Source organism: Streptomyces sp. GC420 (assembly GCF_009916105.1).
Taxonomy (GTDB): domain Bacteria; phylum Actinomycetota; class Actinomycetes; order Streptomycetales; family Streptomycetaceae; genus Streptomyces.
The window spans coordinates 1-21,772 of the sequence record NZ_JAAAXQ010000100.1 but is presented as its reverse complement, the minus strand read 5'-3'; the positions used below and the strand labels follow the sequence as shown (position 1 = coordinate 21,772).

19 protein-coding genes, 1 pseudogene and 1 riboswitch are annotated in these 21,772 nt (G+C 72.5%); of the genes and pseudogenes, 8 read left to right on the top strand and 12 right to left on the bottom strand.

Annotated features, from left to right (window positions below):
- From GUY61_RS15085 to GUY61_RS40170, 3 genes and pseudogenes are all read right to left on the bottom strand, one after another.
- Nucleotides 1-1,615, bottom strand: a 1,615-nt coding sequence (locus GUY61_RS15085) for a sensor histidine kinase KdpD (protein WP_166630666.1), incomplete at its 3' end; no start/stop codon positions are given.
- 324 nt (nt 1,616-1,939) lie between these two features.
- Nucleotides 1,940-3,118, bottom strand: coding sequence for an MBL fold metallo-hydrolase (locus GUY61_RS15080; protein ID WP_166630665.1), 1,179 nt, complete (start codon nt 3,116-3,118; stop codon nt 1,940-1,942).
- Nucleotides 3,119-3,601: 483 nt separating this feature from the next.
- Nucleotides 3,602-3,694: pseudogene (locus GUY61_RS40170) on the bottom strand (PPOX class F420-dependent enzyme); the annotation flags it as partial.
- Between the two features lie 344 nt (nt 3,695-4,038).
- Here GUY61_RS40170 and GUY61_RS15070 point away from each other — a divergent pair.
- A complete protein-coding gene (locus GUY61_RS15070; protein ID WP_398955538.1) occupies nt 4,039-4,950 on the top strand; it encodes a carbohydrate kinase family protein in 912 nt (303 codons plus the stop codon).
- A gap of 73 nt (nt 4,951-5,023) precedes the next feature.
- Here GUY61_RS15070 and GUY61_RS15065 read toward each other — a convergent pair whose 3' ends face one another.
- Together GUY61_RS15065 and GUY61_RS15060 are read right to left on the bottom strand one after the other, a co-directional pair.
- Nucleotides 5,024-6,055 carry a DUF6745 domain-containing protein gene (locus GUY61_RS15065; RefSeq protein ID WP_208106010.1) on the bottom strand — a complete coding sequence of 344 codons (1,032 nt, stop codon included), beginning with the start codon at nt 6,053-6,055 and terminating at the stop codon, nt 5,024-5,026.
- A gap of 90 nt (nt 6,056-6,145) precedes the next feature.
- Nucleotides 6,146-6,472, bottom strand: coding sequence for a hypothetical protein (locus GUY61_RS15060; RefSeq protein WP_166630664.1), 327 nt, complete (start codon nt 6,470-6,472; stop codon nt 6,146-6,148).
- 186 nt (nt 6,473-6,658) lie between these two features.
- Between GUY61_RS15060 and GUY61_RS15055 the strand changes: the two genes are divergently transcribed.
- The 6 genes from GUY61_RS15055 to GUY61_RS15030 all read left to right on the top strand — a co-directional run bounded on the left by GUY61_RS15055 (nt 6,659) and on the right by GUY61_RS15030 (nt 13,447).
- Nucleotides 6,659-7,618: an STM4015 family protein gene (locus GUY61_RS15055; RefSeq protein ID WP_166630663.1), complete on the top strand. Its 960-nt coding sequence runs from the start codon at nt 6,659-6,661 to the stop codon at nt 7,616-7,618.
- Nucleotides 7,615-8,754, top strand: a complete 1,140-nt coding sequence (locus tag GUY61_RS15050) for an STM4014 family protein (protein ID WP_166630662.1) — start codon at nt 7,615-7,617, stop codon at nt 8,752-8,754. Before GUY61_RS15055 ends, GUY61_RS15050 begins: the two co-directional genes overlap by 4 nt.
- A 127-nt stretch (nt 8,755-8,881) precedes the next feature.
- On the top strand, nt 8,882-9,685 hold the full coding sequence (locus GUY61_RS15045) for an STM4013/SEN3800 family hydrolase (protein ID WP_166630667.1): 804 nt from the start codon (nt 8,882-8,884) through the stop codon (nt 9,683-9,685).
- Nucleotides 9,682-11,025 carry an STM4012 family radical SAM protein gene (locus GUY61_RS15040; protein ID WP_166630661.1) on the top strand — a complete coding sequence of 448 codons (1,344 nt, stop codon included), beginning with the start codon at nt 9,682-9,684 and terminating at the stop codon, nt 11,023-11,025. Before GUY61_RS15045 ends, GUY61_RS15040 begins: the two co-directional genes overlap by 4 nt.
- A gap of 19 nt (nt 11,026-11,044) precedes the next feature.
- A complete protein-coding gene (locus tag GUY61_RS15035) occupies nt 11,045-11,938 on the top strand; it encodes an STM4011 family radical SAM protein (protein WP_166630660.1) in 894 nt (297 codons plus the stop codon).
- 123 nt (nt 11,939-12,061) lie between these two features.
- The gene (locus GUY61_RS15030) at nt 12,062-13,447 is read left to right on the top strand and encodes a ricin-type beta-trefoil lectin domain protein (RefSeq protein ID WP_166630659.1); all 1,386 of its coding nucleotides are present in this window, start codon (nt 12,062-12,064) and stop codon (nt 13,445-13,447) included.
- 33 nt (nt 13,448-13,480) lie between these two features.
- Here the strand turns inward: GUY61_RS15030 and GUY61_RS15025 are convergent, their stop codons facing one another.
- Both GUY61_RS15025 and GUY61_RS15020 read right to left on the bottom strand, forming a co-directional pair.
- Nucleotides 13,481-14,275: an SGNH/GDSL hydrolase family protein gene (locus tag GUY61_RS15025; protein ID WP_166630658.1), complete on the bottom strand. Its 795-nt coding sequence runs from the start codon at nt 14,273-14,275 to the stop codon at nt 13,481-13,483.
- A 265-nt stretch (nt 14,276-14,540) separates the two neighbouring features.
- Nucleotides 14,541-15,527 (bottom strand): LysM peptidoglycan-binding domain-containing M23 family metallopeptidase, encoded by a 987-nt coding sequence (locus tag GUY61_RS15020; protein ID WP_166630657.1) that lies wholly within the window; start codon nt 15,525-15,527, stop codon nt 14,541-14,543.
- 4 nt (nt 15,528-15,531) lie between these two features.
- A riboswitch (cyclic di-AMP (ydaO/yuaA leader) is annotated at nt 15,532-15,685 on the bottom strand.
- A gap of 713 nt (nt 15,686-16,398) precedes the next feature.
- On the opposite strand from GUY61_RS15020, the gene GUY61_RS15015 reads away from it, so the two are divergent.
- Entirely contained in the window at nt 16,399-17,208 is an 810-nt protein-coding gene (locus GUY61_RS15015; RefSeq protein WP_166630656.1) for a tyrosine-protein phosphatase, read from the top strand.
- A 28-nt stretch (nt 17,209-17,236) separates the two neighbouring features.
- Here GUY61_RS15015 and GUY61_RS15010 read toward each other — a convergent pair whose 3' ends face one another.
- The 5 genes from GUY61_RS15010 to GUY61_RS14990 form a co-directional block, all read right to left on the bottom strand.
- Nucleotides 17,237-17,383: a DUF6126 family protein gene (locus GUY61_RS15010; protein WP_166630655.1), complete on the bottom strand. Its 147-nt coding sequence runs from the start codon at nt 17,381-17,383 to the stop codon at nt 17,237-17,239.
- A gap of 61 nt (nt 17,384-17,444) precedes the next feature.
- The gene (locus GUY61_RS15005) at nt 17,445-18,080 is read right to left on the bottom strand and encodes a helix-turn-helix domain-containing protein (protein ID WP_166630654.1); all 636 of its coding nucleotides are present in this window, start codon (nt 18,078-18,080) and stop codon (nt 17,445-17,447) included.
- 85 nt (nt 18,081-18,165) lie between these two features.
- Nucleotides 18,166-19,563 carry an aspartate aminotransferase family protein gene (locus GUY61_RS15000; RefSeq protein ID WP_166630653.1) on the bottom strand — a complete coding sequence of 466 codons (1,398 nt, stop codon included), beginning with the start codon at nt 19,561-19,563 and terminating at the stop codon, nt 18,166-18,168.
- Nucleotides 19,535-21,469, bottom strand: a complete 1,935-nt coding sequence (dxs, locus tag GUY61_RS14995) for a 1-deoxy-D-xylulose-5-phosphate synthase (protein ID WP_166630652.1) — start codon at nt 21,467-21,469, stop codon at nt 19,535-19,537. The genes GUY61_RS15000 and dxs overlap by 29 nt, the downstream gene beginning before the upstream one ends.
- Nucleotides 21,470-21,491: 22 nt before the next feature.
- Nucleotides 21,492-21,772, bottom strand: a 281-nt coding sequence (locus GUY61_RS14990; RefSeq protein ID WP_166630651.1) for a flavodoxin-dependent (E)-4-hydroxy-3-methylbut-2-enyl-diphosphate synthase, incomplete at its 5' end; no start/stop codon positions are given.

Genomic DNA, 21,772 nt, shown 5'->3' with positions numbered 1-21,772 from the left:
GCTGTGCGTGGGCCGGGGACCGGCCGCGGACCGGGAGCGGCGGCGCGGCGGCCGCCGGTCCGGGCCGGTGGCCGGCCGGCGTCTGTCGCGGGAGCGTACGGCGGATCTGCGCCGGGAGCGCGATCCGGGGCCCCTGGGACTTCTGAGGCTCCGGGAACTCGTGGGACGGTTGCGGTTCGTCGGCGCCCAGCAGTGCGTGCGGGACGAGGATCACCGCCCGGGTGCCTCCGTGCACATTGCCCTGCAGCCGCACCGCGATGCCGTGCCTGCGGGCCAGCGAGGCGACCACGAACAGACCGATGCGGCCGTCCTTGAGGAGCGAGCCCAGGTCGACCCGGCCGGGGTCGGCGAGGAGCGCGTTCATCCCGTCCCGTGCGGCGGGCGGCATCCCCAGGCCCCGGTCCTCCACCTCGACGGCGAGGCCGGCGCTGACGTGCTGGGCGCGCAGCAGCACCTGGGTCGCCGGGGCGGAGAAGACCGTGGCGTTCTCGATCAGCTCGGCGAGCAGGTGGACGACGTCGGCGACGGCGTGGCCGCGCAGGGTGCCGTCGACCGGGGGCACGAGTTTGACCCGCGCGTACTGCTCGACCTCGGCGGTGGAGGAGCGCAGCACCTCGGTCATGGCGACCGGCCGGCTCCACTGGCGGCGGGAGACCGCGCCGCCGAGCACGGCGAGACTCTCCGCGTGGCGGCGGATCCGGGTGGCGAGGAGGTCGACGTCGAAGAGGCCCTGGAGCAGGTCGGGGTCCTCCACCTCGTTCTCCAGCGCGTCGAGGATCTGGAGCTCGCGGTGGACGAGGGACTGCAGGCGCCGGGCCAGGTTGACGAAGACCTCGACCGTGTGGTCGTTCCCGGACCCGGACCCGTCGTCCGCTGCGGCACGGGGCGCCGTTGCGGCGTCCGCGGCGGCGTCCCGCGCGCCGGCGGAGAGCCGCGCGGCCCGGAGGACCGCGGACACCGCGCTCGCGTGGGTGTGGCCGAGTTCCTCGGCGAGCAGGGCGAGTTCGTCGGCGCCGGGAGCGGCGGGCGGCACCGCCCGGGGCGGGGCCGGCTCCTCACCGTTGGTCAGCCGTTCGAGGAGGGCGCCGAGTTCGGCCCGGTCACGGGCGACGACGCCGCGCAGTTCGGCGGCGCGGCCGGTGATCGATCGGGCGGTGCGCCGGGCGGCGGACGCCGCGGCTAGCGCCGCGGCCAGGGCCGCGGCCGGCATGGCGCCGAGGAGCGTCCACATGGCCGCGTCGCCCTGGGCCGCCCCGGTGCCGAAGGTGACGAGCACGGCGCACGACCCGCACAGCGCGACGGAGACCGCCGGGAGGACGGCGAGGCGCGACAGGCCCGCGCGTAAGCGTAAGGAGGTTCCGGCGGAGGTGCCCGCGGGCTCCCCGGAGGCGGTCGCCCCCGCACTCGCCGGGGGTCGCGTGCCGGCCCCGTCCCAGGATCCGCCCGGCTCCCTCGGTGCGCCCGCCCCGGCCGCACCGTCGAAGTCCCGGTCGTCCGAGGTCAGAGGGATCTGCCGCTCCCCGGCCCTCCGGGTGGAGAGGCCGGGCAGTCCGCCCTCCCGGGGGTCGGCTTCCCGGTGGTCGGCGCGCGCGACAGGTGCGCGAAGCTGAGACATCTGGCGTCCTCGGTACCTGGGGCCCGGCGATCCGCTCGCGGCCGAGCGGGGGTCGCCTCGGTGCCGACTGGTCCAACGAGGGTGTGCGGGGCCCGGGTTGACCGTCAAGCACTGACAGTAGCCATCAACTAATCATGATCGATGCGCTGTTGACAAACTTATGAGCAGCGTTGTGCGCGTGACGGCCGGCTCTGATATGACAGCCGGTTACGGCCGGGACGTGATCCGCCCCGGCCGCCGGGGGCATACTCCGCGGACGGCGTCGCGGTATGGGTGCCGTACCAGCCGTTCGTCACGGAACCCGGGCACCCGGTCCCGCGGTCCTCAGCCCCGCGGGACCACCGACTCGACCTCGCCGGCCGCCTCCGGACGCTCCGGCCAGCCCCCCGGCGGCGGCACGGCGACACCGCGCCACCAGGGGCTCGCGGGCACGTTCTCGGCGGTCGGTTCGAAGGGCTCGCCCGGGCGGGGCAGCGCCAGCCGGGCGCCGACCGCGGCTGCGGCCTCGACGGAACCCTCGCCGGGCTCGGCCCAGGGATGCGGGGCGAGGTTGAAGGTGGCCCAGTGGATGGGGAGCATGACCCCCCTCGGTTCGCCGCCCTGGAGGGCGAGGTGGGCGCGCAGGCCCTCCTCGGGTGTCATGTGGATGTCGGGCCAGTACTCGCTGTAGGCCCCGATCTGGATCATGGTGGCGTCGAAGGGGCCGTGGTCGGCGCCGATGTCACGGAAACCGGGGAAGTAACCCGTGTCGCCGCTGTGGTAGATCCGGTGTTCCGCGCCCGCGACGGCCCAGGACGCCCACAGGGTGTGCTGCTGGTTGCGCAGGCCGCGGCCGCAGAAGTGGCGGGCCGGGGTCGCGGTCAGCCGGAGACCGGCGATCCGCGTCGTCTCGTTCCAGTCCAGCTCGCGCAGCCGGTCGGCGCCGACACCCCAGCGCTCCAGGTGGGCACCTACGCCGAGGGGCACGGCGAAGACGGTTCCGGTCCCGGCCAGGGCGCGGATCGTGGGGAGGTCGAGGTGGTCGTAGTGGTCGTGGGAGATCACCACGGCGTCGACGGGGCCGAGCGAGGCCAGCGGCACGGGCACCGGGTGCAGCCGCTTGGGCCCGACGAAGGAGAACGGCGAACAGCGCTCGCCCCACACCGGGTCGAAGAGGATCCTCCGGCCGTCGATCTCGGCGAGGACGCTGGAGTGCCCCATCCAGGTGAGGCGGAGGCCCGTGGCGGGCTGCTCGGCGAGTTCCCCGAGCGTTCCGGTGTGCAGCGGAACGGGGGCGGAGGGAGCCCTCCGCACCCGCTCCTCCTTGCGGAAGTACCGCTTGGCGTAGTCGGTCAAGAAGCCGTCGGAGGGTCTGGTGCTGGCACCCACCGGGTTCTGGAAGACACCGTCGGCGAAATGCGGGGAACGCCGGATGCGCTCCATGCGCTCTCCGGCCGGGTCGGCACCGAATGCGGCCGGGCGCAGAGCGCGGAGCCGGGAGTGCGGAGAACGTGAACCGGACACGGCACCTCCTGGAGGGTCGGCGTCGCTTCCATTATGTGCGGCGCGCGGTAACGGGACGGATGCGGTGAAAGCCACTCAGCGCCGCGGCTGGCCGTAGGCGTCTTGGCCCGGCCCTCGGTGACGGAGACCCGGATCATCCGCTCGTCGGGGTGTGATCGTCGACTCGCTGGCTTGCGGCGTTCTGGACCGGTCGGGGTGGCGTGAGCGTGCGATCTGGGACGCCGGGTGCGGTGCCCGGGGGCACCCCCGGCGGTGGCCGGGGGAGTGCGGGGCCGCTGCTCCACCAGGGAGATGGTCCAGGGCCTCCCCGCCGCCTCCGGCCGCATTCACACGGCCGGGTCGTGAGGGACTCCGCCCACCCGGCTCGGACCACGGACACGATCCGTGTCGCCGCCCGGGTCGCGAAAGCGGACGACCAGTGCGACCAAGACCGTTCGGGGCGCGCCAGCGCGCGGACTCACTCCCGCTCACCATTGAGGAACGGTAGTAGTGGTGGTTCACATCGGACAGCTGGGGGCGGCCGTCCCGCTTGAGCGTGACGAGCACGCCGCCGCCGTGCTCACCGAGCAGCCGCAGGAGCGCTTCCTGTGCTTCCCTCGGTGCTGCCCTCGCTGCTGCACGCCGTTGGTCCCGGCGTTCGCCCCCCTGCGCGTCCGGCCCGGCACCGTTGCCCGCCGCCGTCCGCTCCGCCGCGTGATCTCCCGCGTGATCCGTCATGTTCCGCCCAACGTCCCGGGACGGCCCGGGATTCCGGATCCGGCGCCCGGCCCACCGGTTCTCAGGGAACTCACAAGCGGGCCCGAGCGGGGCGGGCCGGGCCCGCGGGGAAGCGACGGATCGGGTGCGCCGCGCGGGAAGCGTCCGCGTCCGGGCCGCCGGTCACCTAGATTGACCACGTGACAGTGGACTCGCAAGGAACCGTGGAACCCGGAACGCACGACGAGTTCGGGCCGTACGACGTGCTGGTGGTCGGCGGCAGCGGAGTGGACACGGTGGTGCGGGTCGACTCGCTGCCGGTGCCGCTCGCCGACTCCGTCGGCGTGCCCCCCATTCGCGAATGGGCGGGCCACACCGGCGGCAACGTCGCCCTCGGCTGCCGGGCTCTCGGCCTGAGGTCGGCGCTGCTCGACTTCGTCGGCGAGGACTGGACGGGCGCCCTGGTACGGGAGCGGCTCGCCAAGGGCGACGTCGAGTTCCACGCGCTGCTCTCCCCCGCGGGCACCCGGCGTGCCGTGAACTTCGTCGACGCGACGGGCCGCCGGATGTCCTTCTACGACGGCCGCGACCCGTCCGACCTGCGCATGCCCCGCGACTTCTACCTCCCCCGGCTGCGACGGGCCCGCCATGTCCACCTGTCGATCACCAACTTCTGCCGCTTCCTGTTCGACGACATCGCCGGACTCGGGCTTCCGGTCTCCACGGACCTGCACGACTGGGACGGCCTCTCCGACCACCACCGCGAGTTCGCCCTCCGTTCCGACCTGGTCTTCCTCAGCGCGGCGGGCGCGGGAGAGCGGATAGCGTCGGTGATGCGGGAGATCCTGCGCGAGGGCCGCGCCGAGGCGGTCGTCGCCACCGCCGGCGCGGGCGGCTCCTATCTGCTGAGCCGCGAGAGCGGGAGCACACCGCGCCCCGTCCCCGCCGTGCGCCCGCCGGCGCCCGTCGTCGACTCCAACGGCGCGGGCGACGCCTACGTCTCCGGTTTCCTCTACGGCCGGCTGGCGGGACGCGACCTCGAGGAGTGCGCCCGCCTGGGGGCCGTCGCCGGTGCCCACGCCTGCACGGCCGAGGGCAACACCGACCTGATCGACGCCGGAGAGCTCATCGCCTGAACCGGAACCCCCGAACCGGGAGCCTCAGACCGGAAACCCGGCCCCGGTGGCCGCCCGCCCGCGGCCGTGGGGATCAGGTCTCGCGCACGGGCTCGTACACCTCCGGCCGCAGTCCGAAGGTCCAGGCGACGCCCTCCTTCGCGGTCCTCGTCCTGGGCGGCACCCGCAGCCAGTCCGGCTCAGGCGTGGAGTTGACGACCTCCACCATCACCACCGGCTCGTCGCCGACGAGTTCGATCCGCCACAGTACGCCCGTCTCGTCGCGATGCACGGGCACGGCGCCCGACTCGGTGAGGTAACGGTCGTAGCCGTAGTACTCCAGCATCACCCGGCGCAGTTCGGCGTTCTCCTCCTGCCGTATCCGCTCGGGCGTCAGCGATCCGAGTTCCGCCAGGAACTCCGCCGGCACGGGCATTCCCCGCCAGGCGTGCAGGGCGAACCCGTCGGGGAAGGCCACGGCGGGACCGTCGCCGCGGTCCAGGCGACCCGCCTCGTCCCGGTGCAGCTCGGTGGGCCGCTCGCAGACGACGGCGGCCCTCTCGTACGGCCACCACCAGCCGGCGTTCTCCGCGACACGGGCCAGTCCGTCGAGCGGCGCGCGCTCCGTGTCGAACGCCGCCAGCCACGGCGCGTCGTGCTGGCCGAGGACGGCGTCCAGCAGCACCAGCCGCACGCCCGCCTCCGCGCGCGCCTCTCCGGCCGACTCCTCCACCACCCCGGTGCGGATCCGGTCGGCGAGCGCCCGGGTCGTCTCCCACAGCCGCGCCCCGGTGGCCGCCCAGTGCGCCGACCAGCCGACCGGGCCCAAGTCGGCCTGGAGCCGCGCGCGTTCCGCCGCCCACGGCCGGGTGCGGATCTCCTCGCGGACGCTGCGCCCGGCCTCCCTCAGCCCGCGCACCACGGTCACGGCCTCGCACGGCGACCCGGCCCAGACGATCCGCTCCGGCTCCGCCAGCCCGGCCCTGCGGTACGCCAGCCGTATCCCCTCCTCCGCCGCCTTCCGGTCCGCGGGACCGACGGCCGCGGCCGCCTCCCGCCAGCGCGCCACTGCCGCCGGGACGGCGAAGTCCCCCGCCTGCCGGGCATCCCGCTCCGCCGCTGCCATCACTGCCGTCACTGCCGTCACTGCCACCGCCATCCTCGTCGCCCTCTCCTCTTGCTCTGCGCTCGTCCCCGTCCCCTGCCGGCGCGCCGCTCAGTCGGCGACGATGCGTACCGAACCCGGCACGTACTCCCGCTGCCTGATCACGCGGTACCACCCCTTGGGCAGCGATATCGCCGCGTGCTCCTCATGCACCACCCGGCCGCCGTCCGGGAGATGCAGCAGCATCGGACCGAACGGCCCCGGCTCGCGCACCAGCCGTCCCGGCCCGACGACGGCGTGCGCGTGCCCCGTGACCTCGCCCAGCGCGAGAACCAGCCGCCCCCTCCCGTCGCGCGGTTCACCCGCCGCGTCCGTCACGTGCGGCGGCACCGCCGGCTCCGCGACCGGCACGATCAGCACATCCCCCTGGCGGTACATGACTCTCCCCTCGGTCCGCCGGCGCGCAGTACGCCGAACGACACCGACGACGCTACGCGGAGGGTCTGACAACGGCCGCCGCGTCCGGGTCCGGGCACGTACCGCCCGCCCTCGCCGGGGCGTTGTCGGTCCCGCTTGGTAGAACTGCTCGCACACCGGTCACATCGACGTCTGGAGCCTCCTGACATGTCCGTGGAACACCTGCGTGAGCTGGACGGCCTCCCGGCCTTCACCTTCCCGCACGCCGGCGAGGAGTCCGGGCGGCCGCTGCCCGACGCGGGCTCTGTGGCCTGGCGGGTCGCGATCCACTCGTGGGAGAGCGAGGAGACGTGGGCGGAGGCCTTCGACCGCTTCCTGAAGTCGGTGGACACCTCGCGGGTCCGGGCGCTGATCGTCGGCTGCTGGGGCGAGTCGTACGACACCAGCTCCGCTGTCCCGGTGGAGCGGCTGGCCGCTGCGAAGGATCTCCTGCCGGCGCTGCGGGCCGTGTTCGTCGGGGACATGGAGTCGGAGGAGTCCGAGATCTCCTGGATCCAGCAGTCCGATGTGACCCCGGTGCTGGACGCGTATCCCGAACTGCGGGTGTTGGGGGTGCGCGGCGGCAGCGGGCTGGCCTTCCCCGCCGTGCGGCACGAGCGGCTGCGGAAGCTGTACGTGGAGTCGGGCGGACTGCCGGCCGGGGTCGTGCGCGGCATCGGAGCGAGCGAACTCGCCGCGCTGGAGCACCTCGAACTGTGGCTCGGCGTTCCGGAGTACGGCGGAGACGCCGAGGCGGCCGACCTGGCGCCGCTGCTCTCCGGCACCCGCTTCCCGGCCCTTCGCCACCTCGGGCTGTGCAACGCGGAGATCCAGGACGAGATCGCCGCCGCGGTGGCCTCCTCCCCCCTCGTCGCGCGCCTGGAATCGCTCGACCTGTCCATGGGCGTGCTGACGGACGAGGGCGCGGCCGCGCTGCTCGACGGGCAGCCCCTGACCCATCTCTCCTCGCTCGACCTGCATCACAACTACCTCAGCGACCCGATGGTCCGGCGGATCACCGACGCCCTGGCACCCTCCGGCGTGGAGGTCGACCTCTCCTCGAGCGGGTACGAGGACGAGGACGAGCTCGACGGCGAGGTCTTCCGTTACACCGCGGTCGCGGAATGAGCGGCCCCGCGCCGCGGTTCGCGGTCGTCGGCGTCCCGGGCCACCGGCGCCTAGCGTTCTTCGCCGACGCGGTCCGCGCGGCCGGGCTGCCCACGCCGAGGACCGTGCCCTGGGCCGACGCCCTGCGCGGCGACCACGACTTCCGGCCGGGCGAGACCGTACGGATCGACTCGCCCGGGGAGGACCCGGAAACCGAACTGCTGCTCCGCGACGCGACCGAGCCCTCACGGGTCGAGGGCACCGCGCGGTGGTACGCGCGGCTCACCGCGGCGGTGCGGGAGTTCGCGGCGGCCGTGCGCGAGGCCGGCGGCACACTGCTCGACGATCCCGACGAGCTCGCCACGCTCTTCGACAAGCGGCTGACGCACCGGGCGCTGCTCGCCGCCGGTGTGCCGGTGCCCGACTCCCCGACGTCCGGCGCCCCCGGCACGCCCGGCGCGGCGTCCCTCGGCGGCTGGGCGGACGTACGGGCGTCGATGGCCTCGGCCGGGCTCGGCCGCGCCTTCGTGAAACTCGCGCACGGCTCGTCCGCGTCGGGCGTCCTCGCCGTGGAGACCGCGGGCCCCGGCCGGGTGCGGGCCACCACGTCCGTGGAGCTCACCCCGGACGGCCGGCTCTACAACTCCCTGCGGGTACGCCGCTATACGGACGAGCGTGACATCGCCGCCATCGTGGACGCCCTGGCGCCCGACGGACTGCACATCGAGCGCTGGCTGCCGAAGGCCTCGCAGCGCGGGCTGGCGGCCGACCTGCGGGTGGTGGTGGTCGGCGGCCGCGCCACCCACGCGGTGCTGCGCACGAGCCGCTCCCCGATGACCAACCTCCATCTCGGCGGGGTCCGTGGCGACCTGGCCGCGGCGCGGGCCGCGACCGAGGAGGCCGGCGGGCGCTGGGCGGACGTCCTGGACATCTGCGAGCGCGCCGCCGCCTGCTTCCCCCGCACGCTGTGCGTCGGCGTGGATCTGCTTCCCACCTCCCACTGGCGGCGTTTCGCGGTCGGCGAGGTCAACGCCTTCGGCGATCTGCTGCCGGGGCTGACCGGTCTGCCCGGCAGTGGGGCGGAAGGGATGGACACCTACGCCGCGCAGGTGTCCGCCGTGCTCGGCCGGACGAGGAGCGCCCGTGCGATCGCCTGAAGCCGCCGAGACTCCCGAGACAGCCCAGGCCACCGAGGCCAACGGCACCGGCACCGGCACCGGCACCGGCACCGGCACCGCGGGAACGGCAACCGCCCCGGTCTCGTCCCCGGCCGCCCACCCCGACATGAACGAGATCGTGGGCACCCACGATCTGCTGCTGATCACCCTGGACACCCTGCGCCACGATGTGGCCGCCGAACTCGCCGCGAAGGGCCGCATCCCCGCCCTGGCCCGCCACCTCCCGGGCGGGCAGTGGGAGAAACGGCACGCACCCGGCAGTTTCACCTACGCCTCCCACCAGGCGATCTTCGCCGGTTTCCTGCCGACGCCCGCGGAGCCCGGCCCGCGTCCGCGGCTGTTCGCCGCGCGCTTCGAGGGCAGCGAGACCACGGCCGACGGCACCTTCGTGTACGACACCCCCGACCTGGTGTCCGGGCTGGCGGCGGCCGGCTACCACACGGTGTGCATCGGCGGTGTCGGCTTCTTCAACCTCCGGGGACCGCTCGGCTCCGCCCTCCCCGGCCTGTTCCGGGAGAGCCACTGGGAGCCGGAGTTCGGCGTGACCTCGCCCACCTCCTTCGAGGCCCAGGTGGCCCGCGCGGAACGTACGATCGCCGCGCTGCCCCGGGACCGGCGGCTGTTCCTCTTCGTCAACGTCTCCGCCCTGCACCAGCCGAACTGGTTCCATCTCCCGGGCGCCACCGCGGAGTCCGGGGACACCCGGGCCTCGCACGCGGCCGCGCTGGAATACGTGGACCGCCACGTGGACCGTCTGTTCGCCGCCATGAGCAGCCGCGCCCGCTGCTTCGCGATCGTCTGCTCCGACCACGGCACCGCCTACGGCGACGACGGCTGGACCGGACACCGCATCGGGCACGAGTCCGTCTGGACCGTGCCCTACGCCCACTTCTTCCTCGAGGCACGATGAACGACACCGCACCGGGCCCCTCCGGCCGGCCGAGCCCGTACCAGAGCTACGTCTACGCCTACCCGCACAAGACGGCCTACCGCCCGCTGCCCCGGCCCCTCGCACTCGCCGGGCTCTGGGCGGACGAGCCCAAGGACGCGCTCTCGCTCTACCTCCACATACCGTTCTGCGAGGTTCGCTGCGGGTTCTGCAACCTCTTCACCCGCATCGGCGCCCCGGACGGGCTGACCACGGCCTATCTCGACGCGCTCGACCGCCAGGCGACCGCGGTGCGCGAGGCCCTGGGCGACGCCTCCCCGGTCCGCTTCGCCACCGCCGCGTTCGGCGGCGGCACACCCACCTTCCTGACCGCGGGCGAGCTGGAACGGCTGTGCGACATAGCCGAGAAGCGGATGGACGCGGACCTGCGGCGCATACCGCTGTCCGTCGAGGCGTCCCCGGCCACGGCGACCGCCGACCGGCTCGCGGTCCTCGGCGGACGCGGCGCCGCCCGCCTGAGCCTGGGCGTGCAGAGCTTCGTCGACTCCGAGGCACGCGCCGCCGTGCGGCCTCAGCGGCGCGCCGACGTCGAGTCCGCCCTCGCCCGGATCCGCGAGTCCGGCATCCCCGTGCTGAACATCGACCTGATCTACGGCATCGACGGGCAGACGGAGCGTTCCTGGCAGGCGTCGCTGGACGCCGCGCTCGCGTGGCGTCCCGAGGAGCTGTACCTCTATCCGCTCTACGTACGGCCCCTGACCGGCCTGGGCCGCGCGGGCACGGAAACGGACCAGGAGTGGGACGAGCAGCGGCTGCGGCTCTACCGCCAGGGCCGCGACCGCCTCCTCACGAGCGGCTACGAGCAGCTGTCCATGCGCATGTTCCGGCGCCTGGACGCCCCGCCGCAGGGCCCGGACGACTACGCTTGCCAGACCGACGGCATGATCGGGCTGGGCTGTGGCGCCCGTTCGTACACCTCGCGGCTGCACTACTCCTTCGACTACGCCGTCGGCATGCGCGAGATACGCGGGATCATCGACGCGTACGTCTCGGCCCGCGACTTCGCCCACGCCACCCACGGCCGCGTGGTCGAGGGCGACGAGGCGCGCCGCCGGCACCTGCTGCAGTCGCTGCTCCAGGCCGAGGGCATGGCCGTCGGCGAGTACCGGGCCCGTTTCGGCAGCGTGCCCGCCGACGACTTCCCCGGCGAACTGAGCCGGTTCGCGGACCGCGGCTGGCTGGAACAGTCGGCGGACCTCCTGCGGCTGACCCCGGAGGGCCTGGCGCATTCCGACGCGCTCGGACCCCAACTCTTCTCGCCCTCGGTGCGTGCCGCGATGGCCGCGTACGCCCTCAGGTGAGGGAACGGCCGCGACCACCATGGATCTCACCCTGCTCTACCGGGGCCCCCTGGCCTCCTGCGACTACGACTGTCCGTACTGCCCCTTCGCCAAGCGCCGTGACTCCACCGAGCAGTTGCGTGCCGACCGGGCCTGTCTGGAGCGGTTCACCCGGTGGGCGGCGGCGCAGACCGGTGACCGGCTGTCCGTCCTGTTCACTCCCTGGGGCGAGAGCCTGGTGCGTTCCTGGTACCGGCGCTCGCTCGTCGAACTGTCCCTGCTCCCGCACGTCCGCAGGGTCGCCGTCCAGACGAATCTGAGCTGCCGCACCGACTGGCTCCGGGACGCGGACACCGACAGGCTGGCCCTGTGGTGCACCTACCACCCGGGTCAGACGCCCTACGACCGGTTCCTCGGCAAGTGCCGTGAACTGTCCGGCGCGGGAGTGCGGTTCAGTGTCGGGATGGTCGGTCTTCCCGGGCACCTGGAGCAGGCCAGGAGGCTGCGCTCCGACCTGCCCGCCGAGGTCTACCTGTGGATCAACGCCGCGGAGGGACACCGGTACGAGGACGCGGAGGCCGGGGAGTGGACGGCTCTCGACCCCCTCTTCCCGTACAGCCGCCACCCGCACCGCAGCGCCGGACTGCCCTGCCGTACGGGCGAGACGGTGATATCGGTGGACGGCGAGGGAACCGTGCGGCGCTGCCACTTCGTCCGGGAGGAGCTCGGCAACCTGTACGACGGCTCGTACCGGCGGGCGCTGCGCCCGCGCCCGTGCCCGCTCGCCGTCTGCGACTGCCACATCGGCTATGTCCACCTGGAGACGCTGCCGCTGTACGACGTCTTCGCCGGCGGCGTGCTGGAACGTATCCCGGCGCTGCCGCCCGTCCGCTCAGCGGCACTGCCACCCGCCGGGCCCGCGGGAGGGGCATGAGGCCGGACGGGACGGGAGGGGCACGCGGCGGGGAGAGAAAGGGCAACCCGCCGTACCTCTTCGGGCATCGAGCATGGCCCCGCGCCTCCTGACGCGGGGCACCCCGGGTCGTACCGTCTCCCAGTGAGCCTTTGGACTTCTCTGGAACCCGCCTCGACCACGGTGGATCCGGGTGGCAGCACGACCGTGCGACTGCGGGTGCGCAACACCGGTGACATCGTCGACGAGTACCGCTTCGAGCCCGTGGGCGACACAGCGCCCTGGACCGCCGTCGAACCACAGACGCTGCGGCTCTACCCGGGCACGACGGGGACGGTGGAGCTGACGTTCGCGCCGCCACGCAGTCCGGACGCGACGGCCGGGCCGAACCCGTACGGGGTGCGGATCACGCCGACCGAGCAGCCGGAGGCCACGACGGTCCCCGAGGGGAACCTCACGATCACGCCGTTCACCGAAGTGCGGGCCGAACTGGTCCCGCCGACGGTCAAGGGGCGCTTCAGGGGGCGGCCGAAGCTGGCGGTCGACAACCTGGGGAACACCAGGCTCACCGCCTCGATCAGCGGCAGCGACAACGGCGACCACATCTCCTACGACATCCGCCCCGGCAGCATCCAGGTCGAGCCGGGCCGTGCCGCCTTCGTCACGACAACGCTGAAGCCGCGGCAGATCATCTGGCTGGGGTCGAAGGAGGAACGGCCCTACACGCTGGCCGTCCAGCGGTCCGGGAGCCAGTCCGTCGACGTGGACGGCACCTATGTGCAGCGCGGGTTCCTGCCCCGCTGGCTCGCCACCGCCCTCGGCGTCACCATGGCCCTCGCCATCACCTTCGTCATGCTCTGGCTCGCCTACCGGCCCCAGGTGCGCAGCCTGGCCACGGAGAAGCTCGAAGAGGCCGCCATCAGCACCATTCCGCCGTCCGATCCGCCCCTGGCGGTGCCGCAGCCGTCCGCCGCCGAGGAGACGCCGGCGCCCGGGGCCTCGCCGCGCGAGGAGGACGGCGGATCCGGCGACTCGGGGGGTTCGGGCGGATCGGGCCGGTCGGAGCCGAGCACCACGAAGAAGCCCCGCACCGGGGGCGGCGGCACGGAGTCCGGGGAGTCCCCGGCCGCCGCGGTGGGGTCCCTCGTCATCGGCCAGGGCTCGGACCGCTGCATCGACGTCGTGGAGCAGCAGGACGGGAAGGGCGAGGACGGCAGTCCCCTGCAGTTGTGGGACTGCGCGGGCGGTGCCGGTCAGAAGTGGGACTTCCGCGGTGACGGCACCGTGCGCTCCCTCGGCATGTGCATGGACGTCGCCTGGGGCTCCGAGGAGGACGGCGCCCAGATCCAGCTCGCCCGGTGCAGCGGCAACCCGGCCCAGCAGTTCGTGATGAGCACCGCCGGGGACCTGGTCAGCGCGAAGGCCGACAAGTGCGTGGACGCGAAGGACAACGGCACCGGCAACGGGACGAGGCTGCAGTTGTGGACCTGCGCGGGCACGGCCAACCAGAAGTGGCGGATCGAGGACTGACCGGACGACGCACCGGGCTCCCGGCGGAGGAGCTCAGAGCGGCAGCAGGTCCGGCCGCTTGGGTTCCACGTGGTCGCCCGAGGACTCCCCGCGCAGTCTCCGCCCGATCCACGGCACCAGGTGCTCGCGCGCCCAGTTGATGTTGTCCATGCGCACCGCGGCCGGGCCGCGCGCCGCTTCCGGCGGCCACGGCTGGTCGGGGTCGGCGGGCACCGGCAGCCCGAGCACCTGGGCGGCACGGAGTGCGACGCGGGTGTGGCCCTCGGGCGAGAGGTGCAGCCGGTCCTGGTCCCAGGCGCGCCGGTCCTGCACCGACTTCAGCGACCACAGGTCGAGCACGGGGCATTCGTACCGGTCGGCTATGGCACGGATGTGCGCCGTGTAGGTGGCGATCTTGCCGCGCAGGTGGCGCAGGACGGGCACTCCGCGGGTGTCGAACCCCGTGGTGATCATGACCGTTCCGACGTGCGGGACCAGTCCTGCGAGGGCCGTCTCGAATCGCTCAGCGACGTCGTCCGGGTCGCTGCCCGGGCGGATGATGTCGTTGCCGCCCGCGCAGAAGGTCACCAGGTCGGGCGCGAGTTCCTTCGCGCGCGGCACCTGTTCCTCGGCTATCTGGTCGAGCAGCCTGCCGCGGATCGCCAGATTGGCGTACCTGAAGGCACCTTCGGGTACGCGGTCGGCGAGGAGCACGGCGAACCGGTCGGCCCAGCCGACGAACACTCCGTCGGGTCCGGGGTCGCCGACGCCCTCGGTGAAACTGTCCCCCAGCGCGACGTACGACCCGATCACAGCACTGTTGCTCTCAGTCTTCGAATCGTCTCCCACGAGGGGATATCTTTCACCTCGCTAAGTGTCCTACGCCACCGTAACCAGGGCTTGACGCGAGGTGACTTATCCCACCCGGCGGGTTCGACCGGAGCATGAAAGGCCGGGAATAGGCCGTAGCGCGTGGATATGCCCGGAGGCCGGGACCCGTGAGAGGGTCCGGCCTCCGGGCCGCTGCCCGTGCGGTGGCATCCGCCGCGGTGGTGCCCCGGTGGTGTCCGCAACGGCTTGCCGCCGTGGCACCCCGTGGCGTGCTGCCGTGGCGTCAGATGGAGACGCCGTTCTGGCGCAGGTAGGCCAGCGGGTCGACGTCCGAGCCGTAGCCCGGGCCGGTGCGGATCTCGAAGTGCAGGTGCGGGCCGCTGGAGTTGCCGGTGCTGCCGGAGAGGCCGAGCTGCTGCCCCCCGGTCACGGACTGGCCGGCCGAGACCGAGAGGGAGGAGAGGTGGGCGTACTGGGAGTAGCGGCCGTCGTTGTGCCTGATGACGACCTGGTTGCCGTACGCGCCGCCCCAGCCGGCGGAGACGACGGTGCCCGGGGAGACCGCCATGACCGTGGTCCCGGTGGCCGCGGCGAAGTCGACGCCGGTGTGGTAGCCGCTGGACCACATGGCGCCCGACGCCCGGTAGGGGGTGGTGGGCGTGGCGCCGGCGAGAGGGGCGGCGAAGCCGGAGGAGGTGCCGGTCCCCGCGGCGCTCGCGGTGGTCGTGGTGGTCGTCCCGGAGGAGGCGGGCTTCTCGGCCGGCCCGGCCTTCTCGGGCTCCTGCGCCTCCTGCGCGGTCCGGCTCTTCTGCGGCGCGGCGGCCGGGGCGGAGGCCTCGGACCCGGTGCCGGAGTCACCACCCGACCGGGTCTTGGCGCCGATGGTCAGCCTGAGGCCGGGGTGGATCAGCGAGGGATTCTCCCCGATGGCCTCGCGGTTGTCGGAGTACAGCTTCTGCCAGCCGCCGCGGACGTCCTGCTCGTCGGCGATCTTCGCGAGGTAGTCGCCGGCGACCACGGAATAGGTCCTGGTGGTCGCGGACTTCTCGGCCGTGGCCTGACGGGTGGCGGCGACGGTCTGCGCCTCGGCGGCACGGGCCGCCTGGGCGACGGTCTTGCCGGCGGTGACGGGGGCCTCGGTCTCGGCGGCGCTCGCGCCCGTGGCGCCGATCAGCGGCAGGGCCAGGGCGGCGCCTCCGGTTCCGGCGGCGGCGAGGCCACGGGTCACGCGGTTGTTCTTGGGACGGCGGTGCTTACCCTTGGCGGGCATGGCGCATTCCTCTCCGTCGCCTGCGAGGTGAGCTGTCGGGTTCGGGCTGGAGATGCCCGGCCGCGCGGTGCGCGGCTTCACCCCAAGCCGTTCCGGTGACCCGGATCGGCGTACTACCTGGTTCCCCCGCTCCTGCCGTCGTCGGGTGCGTGCGGTCATGGTTCCGGGTGGCGGCAGGATTAGGCGGTCCTCCCGGATTGCGGTGAACGTAAGGGAGCGAAGTTGCGCAAACAAGCTCTCGACACCTGACACTGCATCAGGTCATTCGAACTCCTGCGGCTTTTCCGTCACTCACCGTGGATCAGGAATCTTGACTCGGCCTCGCCGGCTGGGAATTCGCCTTCGCGACGCCGCAACGCAGCGTCACGGGCGTGATTCGGCTCACCAGGCGGAACGGATCAAGCGATTTGCCCGAATTGGAGCAATGTGACGCCCAAGTCCCCTTTGAGGTTTGCGCGTACACCCCGAAACGGAAGAACCACCCCCGGCCGAGTTCACCAATTACCGCATCACCGTATGAAACGGACGAAACCAACCAGTGCAAGGACAGACCTTCCCGCATTCCGCACTCTCGCTCAGCGACTTGCCGCAATCACGACATTCCACTCATCTCCGGCACGCCAAGCAGCACCGGCGTGCCGTTGCCGAGGCACCCGGCCCGCACGCCCGCACGGAAGGGAGGAAGAGAGGGGGAAGGGGAGGGGAGTGAGCACCGCCGCCCGTCGAGCCGGTCACGGCCGGTGGCGAGCAGGGGGCGCAACGGAGCACAACCGGGAGTAAGAGTGATTGACCTACGAACCGATGTCGTATCGTCGACAGCGCCGTCAGCCGCCGCCGGCGAACACCGGCCGCCAGACCCGCAGGAGCCCACGTGACGCAGCAGCTGCCGCCGCAGTCCCACTCCAGGGAGCCCGAGCTCACCGGAGTGCGCAACTTCCGGGACGTGGGTGGGCTCCCCACCTCGGACGGGCGCAGGGTGCGGCACGGCCACCTGTTCCGCAGCGGTCACCTGGCGCACGCCACCGAGAGCGACACCGAGTTCCTGGCCTCCCTGGGTCTGCACACGATCTTCGACTTCCGCAACGCGGCCGACCAGGCCCTGGAGGGCCAGGACGTGTCCCTGCCCGGTGTCCGCAACGTCAACATCCCCCTGACCGACCCGGCGGACGGCGCGGAGTTCTGGAAGATGGTCCGCAACGGCGACCTCGACACGCTCCGCTCGCTGCTCGCCGACGGCCGGGCGGCGGCCCGGATGACCACCACCTACCGGTTCATCATCAGGGAGCGCACCGCCGAGCACAGCCGGGTGCTGCGCGCCATGGTCGAGGACAGCGTGCCCACCCTCATGCACTGCGCCGCAGGCAAGGACCGGGCGGGCCTGTCCGTCGCGGTGACTCTGCTGGCGCTCGGCGTGGAGCGGGACGCCATCGAGGCCGACTACCTCGAGTCCAACGCCGGGCACCGGCGCTACAAGGTCCAGCGCGGCGACAACGCGCCCGGCGGAATGTCCCCCGAGGTGATGGAACTGCTGCGCCCGCTGTTCGACGCCCGCGTCGAGTATCTGCACGCGGCCTTCGAGACCATCGAGGGGACCTGGGGCAGCACCGACCGCTACCTGGAGACCGGGCTGAAGCTCACCCCCGCGGACCGGGAGCGGCTGCGCGAGCGGCTGCTCGACTGAGCCCGGTCCGGGGATGTCCGCCGGGCGGCTACTGGTTCTGACCGCCCAGCGCGAACAGCAGGTAGAGGAAGGCCGCGAAGAGGTGGCCCGCGATCAGGTACGCGAAGAGCCGGATCCACAGCGAGCGGGGGAACTTGTCCTCCATGAACCGGCGTACCGGCTTGTCTTCGGGCATGACGGGCCCCTCCGGGGAGTCGTGAGTGGGTCGGGTACGGAAAAACGGGTACCGGCGCGGTTCAGCGCACGGTGGCGGGGCCGCCGAGGCACAGCCCGGAGGCGGCGCTCTGCAGCAGGGTGTGGACGAAGAGGAAGTCGGCACCTCCTGGATCGGCTGCGCCGATCCGGTGCGGGGTGTGCGAGTCGTAGTGCGCGCTGTCTCCCGCTTCCAGGAGGTGTTCGGCCTCGCCGAGGAAGAGTCTGAGCCGCCCCTTCAATACGTAGAGCCACTCCTCCCCGGGGTGCACGCGGACCAGTTCGTCCTGGGGCCCGGGGCCGCCGTGGGGGACGTGGACGCGCAGCGCCTGCATGCCGCGGCCGGAGCCGCCGGCGGGCCAGTACGTCCAGCCGTCGGCCCGCACCGCGCCCGCTCCCCCGCCCCTGATCACCGGGTTCTGGGCGGGTGGCAGCTCGCCCAGCAGCTCGGAGACGGTCGTCCCGTAGATCCGCGCAAGGCCGAGCAGCACCGGCAGTGAGGGCTGGCGGTGCCCGGTCTCCAGCCGGGAGAGGTGGGCCGGCGACAGCTCGGCGCGCCGGGCCGCCGCCTCCAGCGTCAGGCCCGCCAGGCGCCGCAGTTCGCGCAGGCGGGGGGCGACGGCGGGCAGGCCCTCGGCCGGGCCGTGCGGGTCCGGGTCCGCGACCGGTTCGGTGTCCATGTCATCATTGAGCCAGAATCTTCCCTCTCGGGCAAATTTTTTGCCCGAGAGGCAAAACTCTCGGGTGCCGCCGCCTGTGGTCCGCTCAGCGGTTGGCGACCGCCTGCTTCACCAGTGTCCTGCCGAAGTCCCACATCAGCCCGGAACCGGCGTGCGCGTCCTCCATGACCTCGGTGAAGGCCTCCACGAACCGGTCGGTCTCCCGTTCGCCGACGATCAGCGGCGGGATGAGTTTGATGATCTCCTGGTGGTCCCCCGAGACCTGGGTGAGGATCCGGTGGCGCTGGAACAGCGGCACCACGACCATCTGCGCGAAGAGACCCTTGCGGGCCGCCTGAAGCATCGTCCAGCGGGTGCGCAGCCGCATCGAGACCGGCCTGCCGAACTCGATGCCGATCATCAGGCCGCGGCCCCTGACCTCCTTCAGCAGTTCGTAGCGGCCCACCAGCGCCGCGAGCCGTGACCGCAGCGCCTCGCCCGTGGCACGCGCGTTCGCGACGATCTCCTCGTCCTCCATGACCGACAGTACGGCCACCCCGGCCGCCATGGCCTGGGCGTTGGACCCGAAGCTCGCCGAGTGCACGAGCACCCGGTCCATCGACGAGTAGACCTTCTTGAAGATCCAGTCCCTGCCGATGGTCGCCGACACCGGCACATAGCCGCCCGAGAGCGACTTCGCCACGCACACCAGGTCGGGTTCGACCCCCTCCTCGTGCTGATACGCGTAGAAGTCGCCGGTCCTGCCGAGTCCGGTCTGCACCTCGTCGACGATGAGCAGCGCCTTGTGCCGGTGCAGCAGCTGCTGCGCGGCACGCAGATATCCCGGCGGCGCCTCGTGCACCCCCTTGCCCTGGATCGGCTCCACGACCAGCGCTGCCACGTCCCCGCGCCTCAGCTCCCGCTCGATGGCGTCGAGATCGCCGAGTTCGACGGGAGTGTCGGGCAGCAGCGGGGCGAAGCCGTCGCGGAAGCCCGCCTCTCCGTTGACGGACAGGGAGCCGGTGGTCAGTCCGTGGAAGGCGTGCGCGCAGTAGAGGACGCGGGGCCTGCCGGTGGCGTACCGGGCGAACTTGAGCGCTGTCTCCACCGCCTCTGTGCCGCTGTTGCCGAAGTACACCCGGTCCAGGTGAGGGCTGTGCGCGAGCAGCTTCTCGGCGAGCAGACCGGGCAGCGGCTGGCAGTCGAAGCGGGTGAGGTCGGCGAGCGAGGCGTCCAGGACGTCGTGCAGCGCCTTGCGTACGACGGGGTGGTGCCGGCCCAGGCCCATCACCCCGAATCCGGCCAGCATGTCGAGGTAGTCGTTGCCCTCCGCGTCCCAGAAGTACGCGCCCTCGGCCCGCTCGTAGACCTTGTCGAAGCCGATGGTGTGCAGCATGCGCGGAAGTTGGTGGTTGAGGTGCTTGGCATGCAGCTCGTAACGCTCGGCCCCCCGCTCGGCAAGGAGGTGGCCGAGGTCAAAGCCTTTCGGCTCCGCCGGTGTCATGGTCTGGGCTTCCCTTCGGTGATTCCTGCAGGCCGGTGGCCGGCATGCTCCCCAGCGTCGCGCCGATACTGCCCGCGATCTCGGCGGGTGTCAGCCCGATGTCGGCCAGTACCTCGCCGCGCTTGGCGTGGGCCAGGAACTGCGGCGGGATGCCGAAGTCCCGTACCGGCACGTCGACGTCCGCGTCGCGCAGAGCCTGGGCGACCGCGGAACCGACACCGCCGGCCCGTCCGTTGTCCTCCACGACGGCCACCAGCCGGTGTGCGGCGGCCATGCGGGGCAGCGCGGGGTCCACGGGCCTGACCCACCTCGGATCGACGACGGTGACCCCGATGCCGCGTTCCCGCAGCAGCGCGGCGGCGCCGAGGCACACGGGGGCGAGCGCCCCCACCGAGACCAGCAGCACGTCGGGCCGCTCCCCCCGGTGCAGCACGTCCATGCCGCCGACGCGTTCCAGCGCGGGCAGTACTTCGCCGACCGACTCCTTGGGGAAGCGCAGCACGGTCGGGGCGTCGTCCACGTCGAGCGCCTCGCGCAGCTGGGCCCTCAGCTGGTCGGCGTCGCGCGGCGCGGCTATCCGCACACCGGGCACCACCTGGAGGATGGAAAGGTCCCACATGCCGTTGTGCGAGGGCCCGTCGACGCCGGTGACCCCGGCACGGTCCAGTACGAAGGTCACCCCGCACTTGTGCAGGGCCACGTCCATCAGCAGTTGGTCGAAGGCGCGGTTGAGGAAGGTGGCGTAGACGGCGACGACGGGGTGCAGGCCGCCGGTCGCCAGGCCGGCCGCCGAGACGACGGCGTGCTGCTCCGCGATGCCGACGTCCCACACCCGGTCGGGGAAGGCCTCCGCGAACCCGGTGAGACCGGTGGGGTGCAGCATGGCGGCCGTGAGGGCGACGACGTCGGGGCGCCGCGCGCCGATCCTCGCCAGTTCGTCACCGAAGACACTGGTCCACGAGGGGCCGCCGGGGGCGAGGGATTCGCAGGTGAGCGGGTCCATCACGCCCACCGTGTGGAAGCGGTCCGCCTCGTCCTCGACCGCGGGCCGGTAGCCGCGGCCCTTCTCGGTGATGCAGTGCACGAGCACCGGTCCCGAGAAGCGCTTGGCGCGCCGCAGCGCCGACTCCACGGCGGCGATGTCGTGGCCGTCGATCGGTCCGACGTACTTGAGTCCCAGGTCCTCGAACATGCCCTGCGGCGCGAAGGCGTCCTTGAATCCCTTCTTGGCGCCGTGCAGCGCCTCGTAGAACGGTTTGCCGACGACCGGGGTCTGCTGGAGCGCCTGCTTGCCCCAGGCGAGGAACCGCTCGTAGCCGTCGGTGGTGCGCAGGGTGGCGAGGTGGTTGGCGAGGCCGCCGATGGTCGGGGCGTAGGAGCGCTCGTTGTCGTTGACGACGACGATCAGCGGCCGGTCCTTGGCGTCGGCGATGTTGTTCAGCGCCTCCCAGGCCATGCCGCCGGTCAGCGCGCCGTCCCCGGTGACGGCGACGACGTGGCTGTCGCGGCCGAGCACCTGGTTGGCCTTGGCGAGTCCGTCGGCCCAGCCCAGCGCGGTCGAGGCGTGGCTGTTCTCGATGACGTCGTGCTCGGACTCCTCCCGGGACGGGTAGCCGGAGAGGCCGCCCTTGCCGCGCAGCTTGGAGAAGTCCTGACGTCCGGTCAGCAGCTTGTGCACGTAGGCCTGGTGTCCGGTGTCCCAGAGGATGCGGTCCACGGGCGAGTCGAAGACCCGGTGCAGGGCGATGGTCAGCTCGACGACGCCCAGATTCGGCCCGAGGTGTCCCCCCGTCCTTGCCACCGCGTGAATCAGGAACTCGCGGATCTCTCCCGCGAGTTCGTCGAGTGCTTCCTCCGGCAGTCGTTTCAGGTCGTGCGGCCCCCGGATGTTCTCCAGGATGGTCACGGTCGGCCCCCTCTCGATGAGTTCAGCTCACGGTGATGTCCGGTACCCCGGAGGGCACCCCGGCGTCCTCCATTTCCCCGGCGATCTTCATCGCCTCTTCGATGAGGGTCTCGACGATCTTCGACTCGGGAACCGTCTTGACGACCTCGCCCTTCACGAAGATCTGCCCCTTGCCGTTGCCCGACGCCACCCCCAGATCGGCCTCACGCGCCTCACCGGGACCGTTGACGACACAGCCCATCACCGCCACCCGCAGCGGAACCTCCATACCCTCCAGCCCCGCCGTGACCTCCTCCGCCAGCT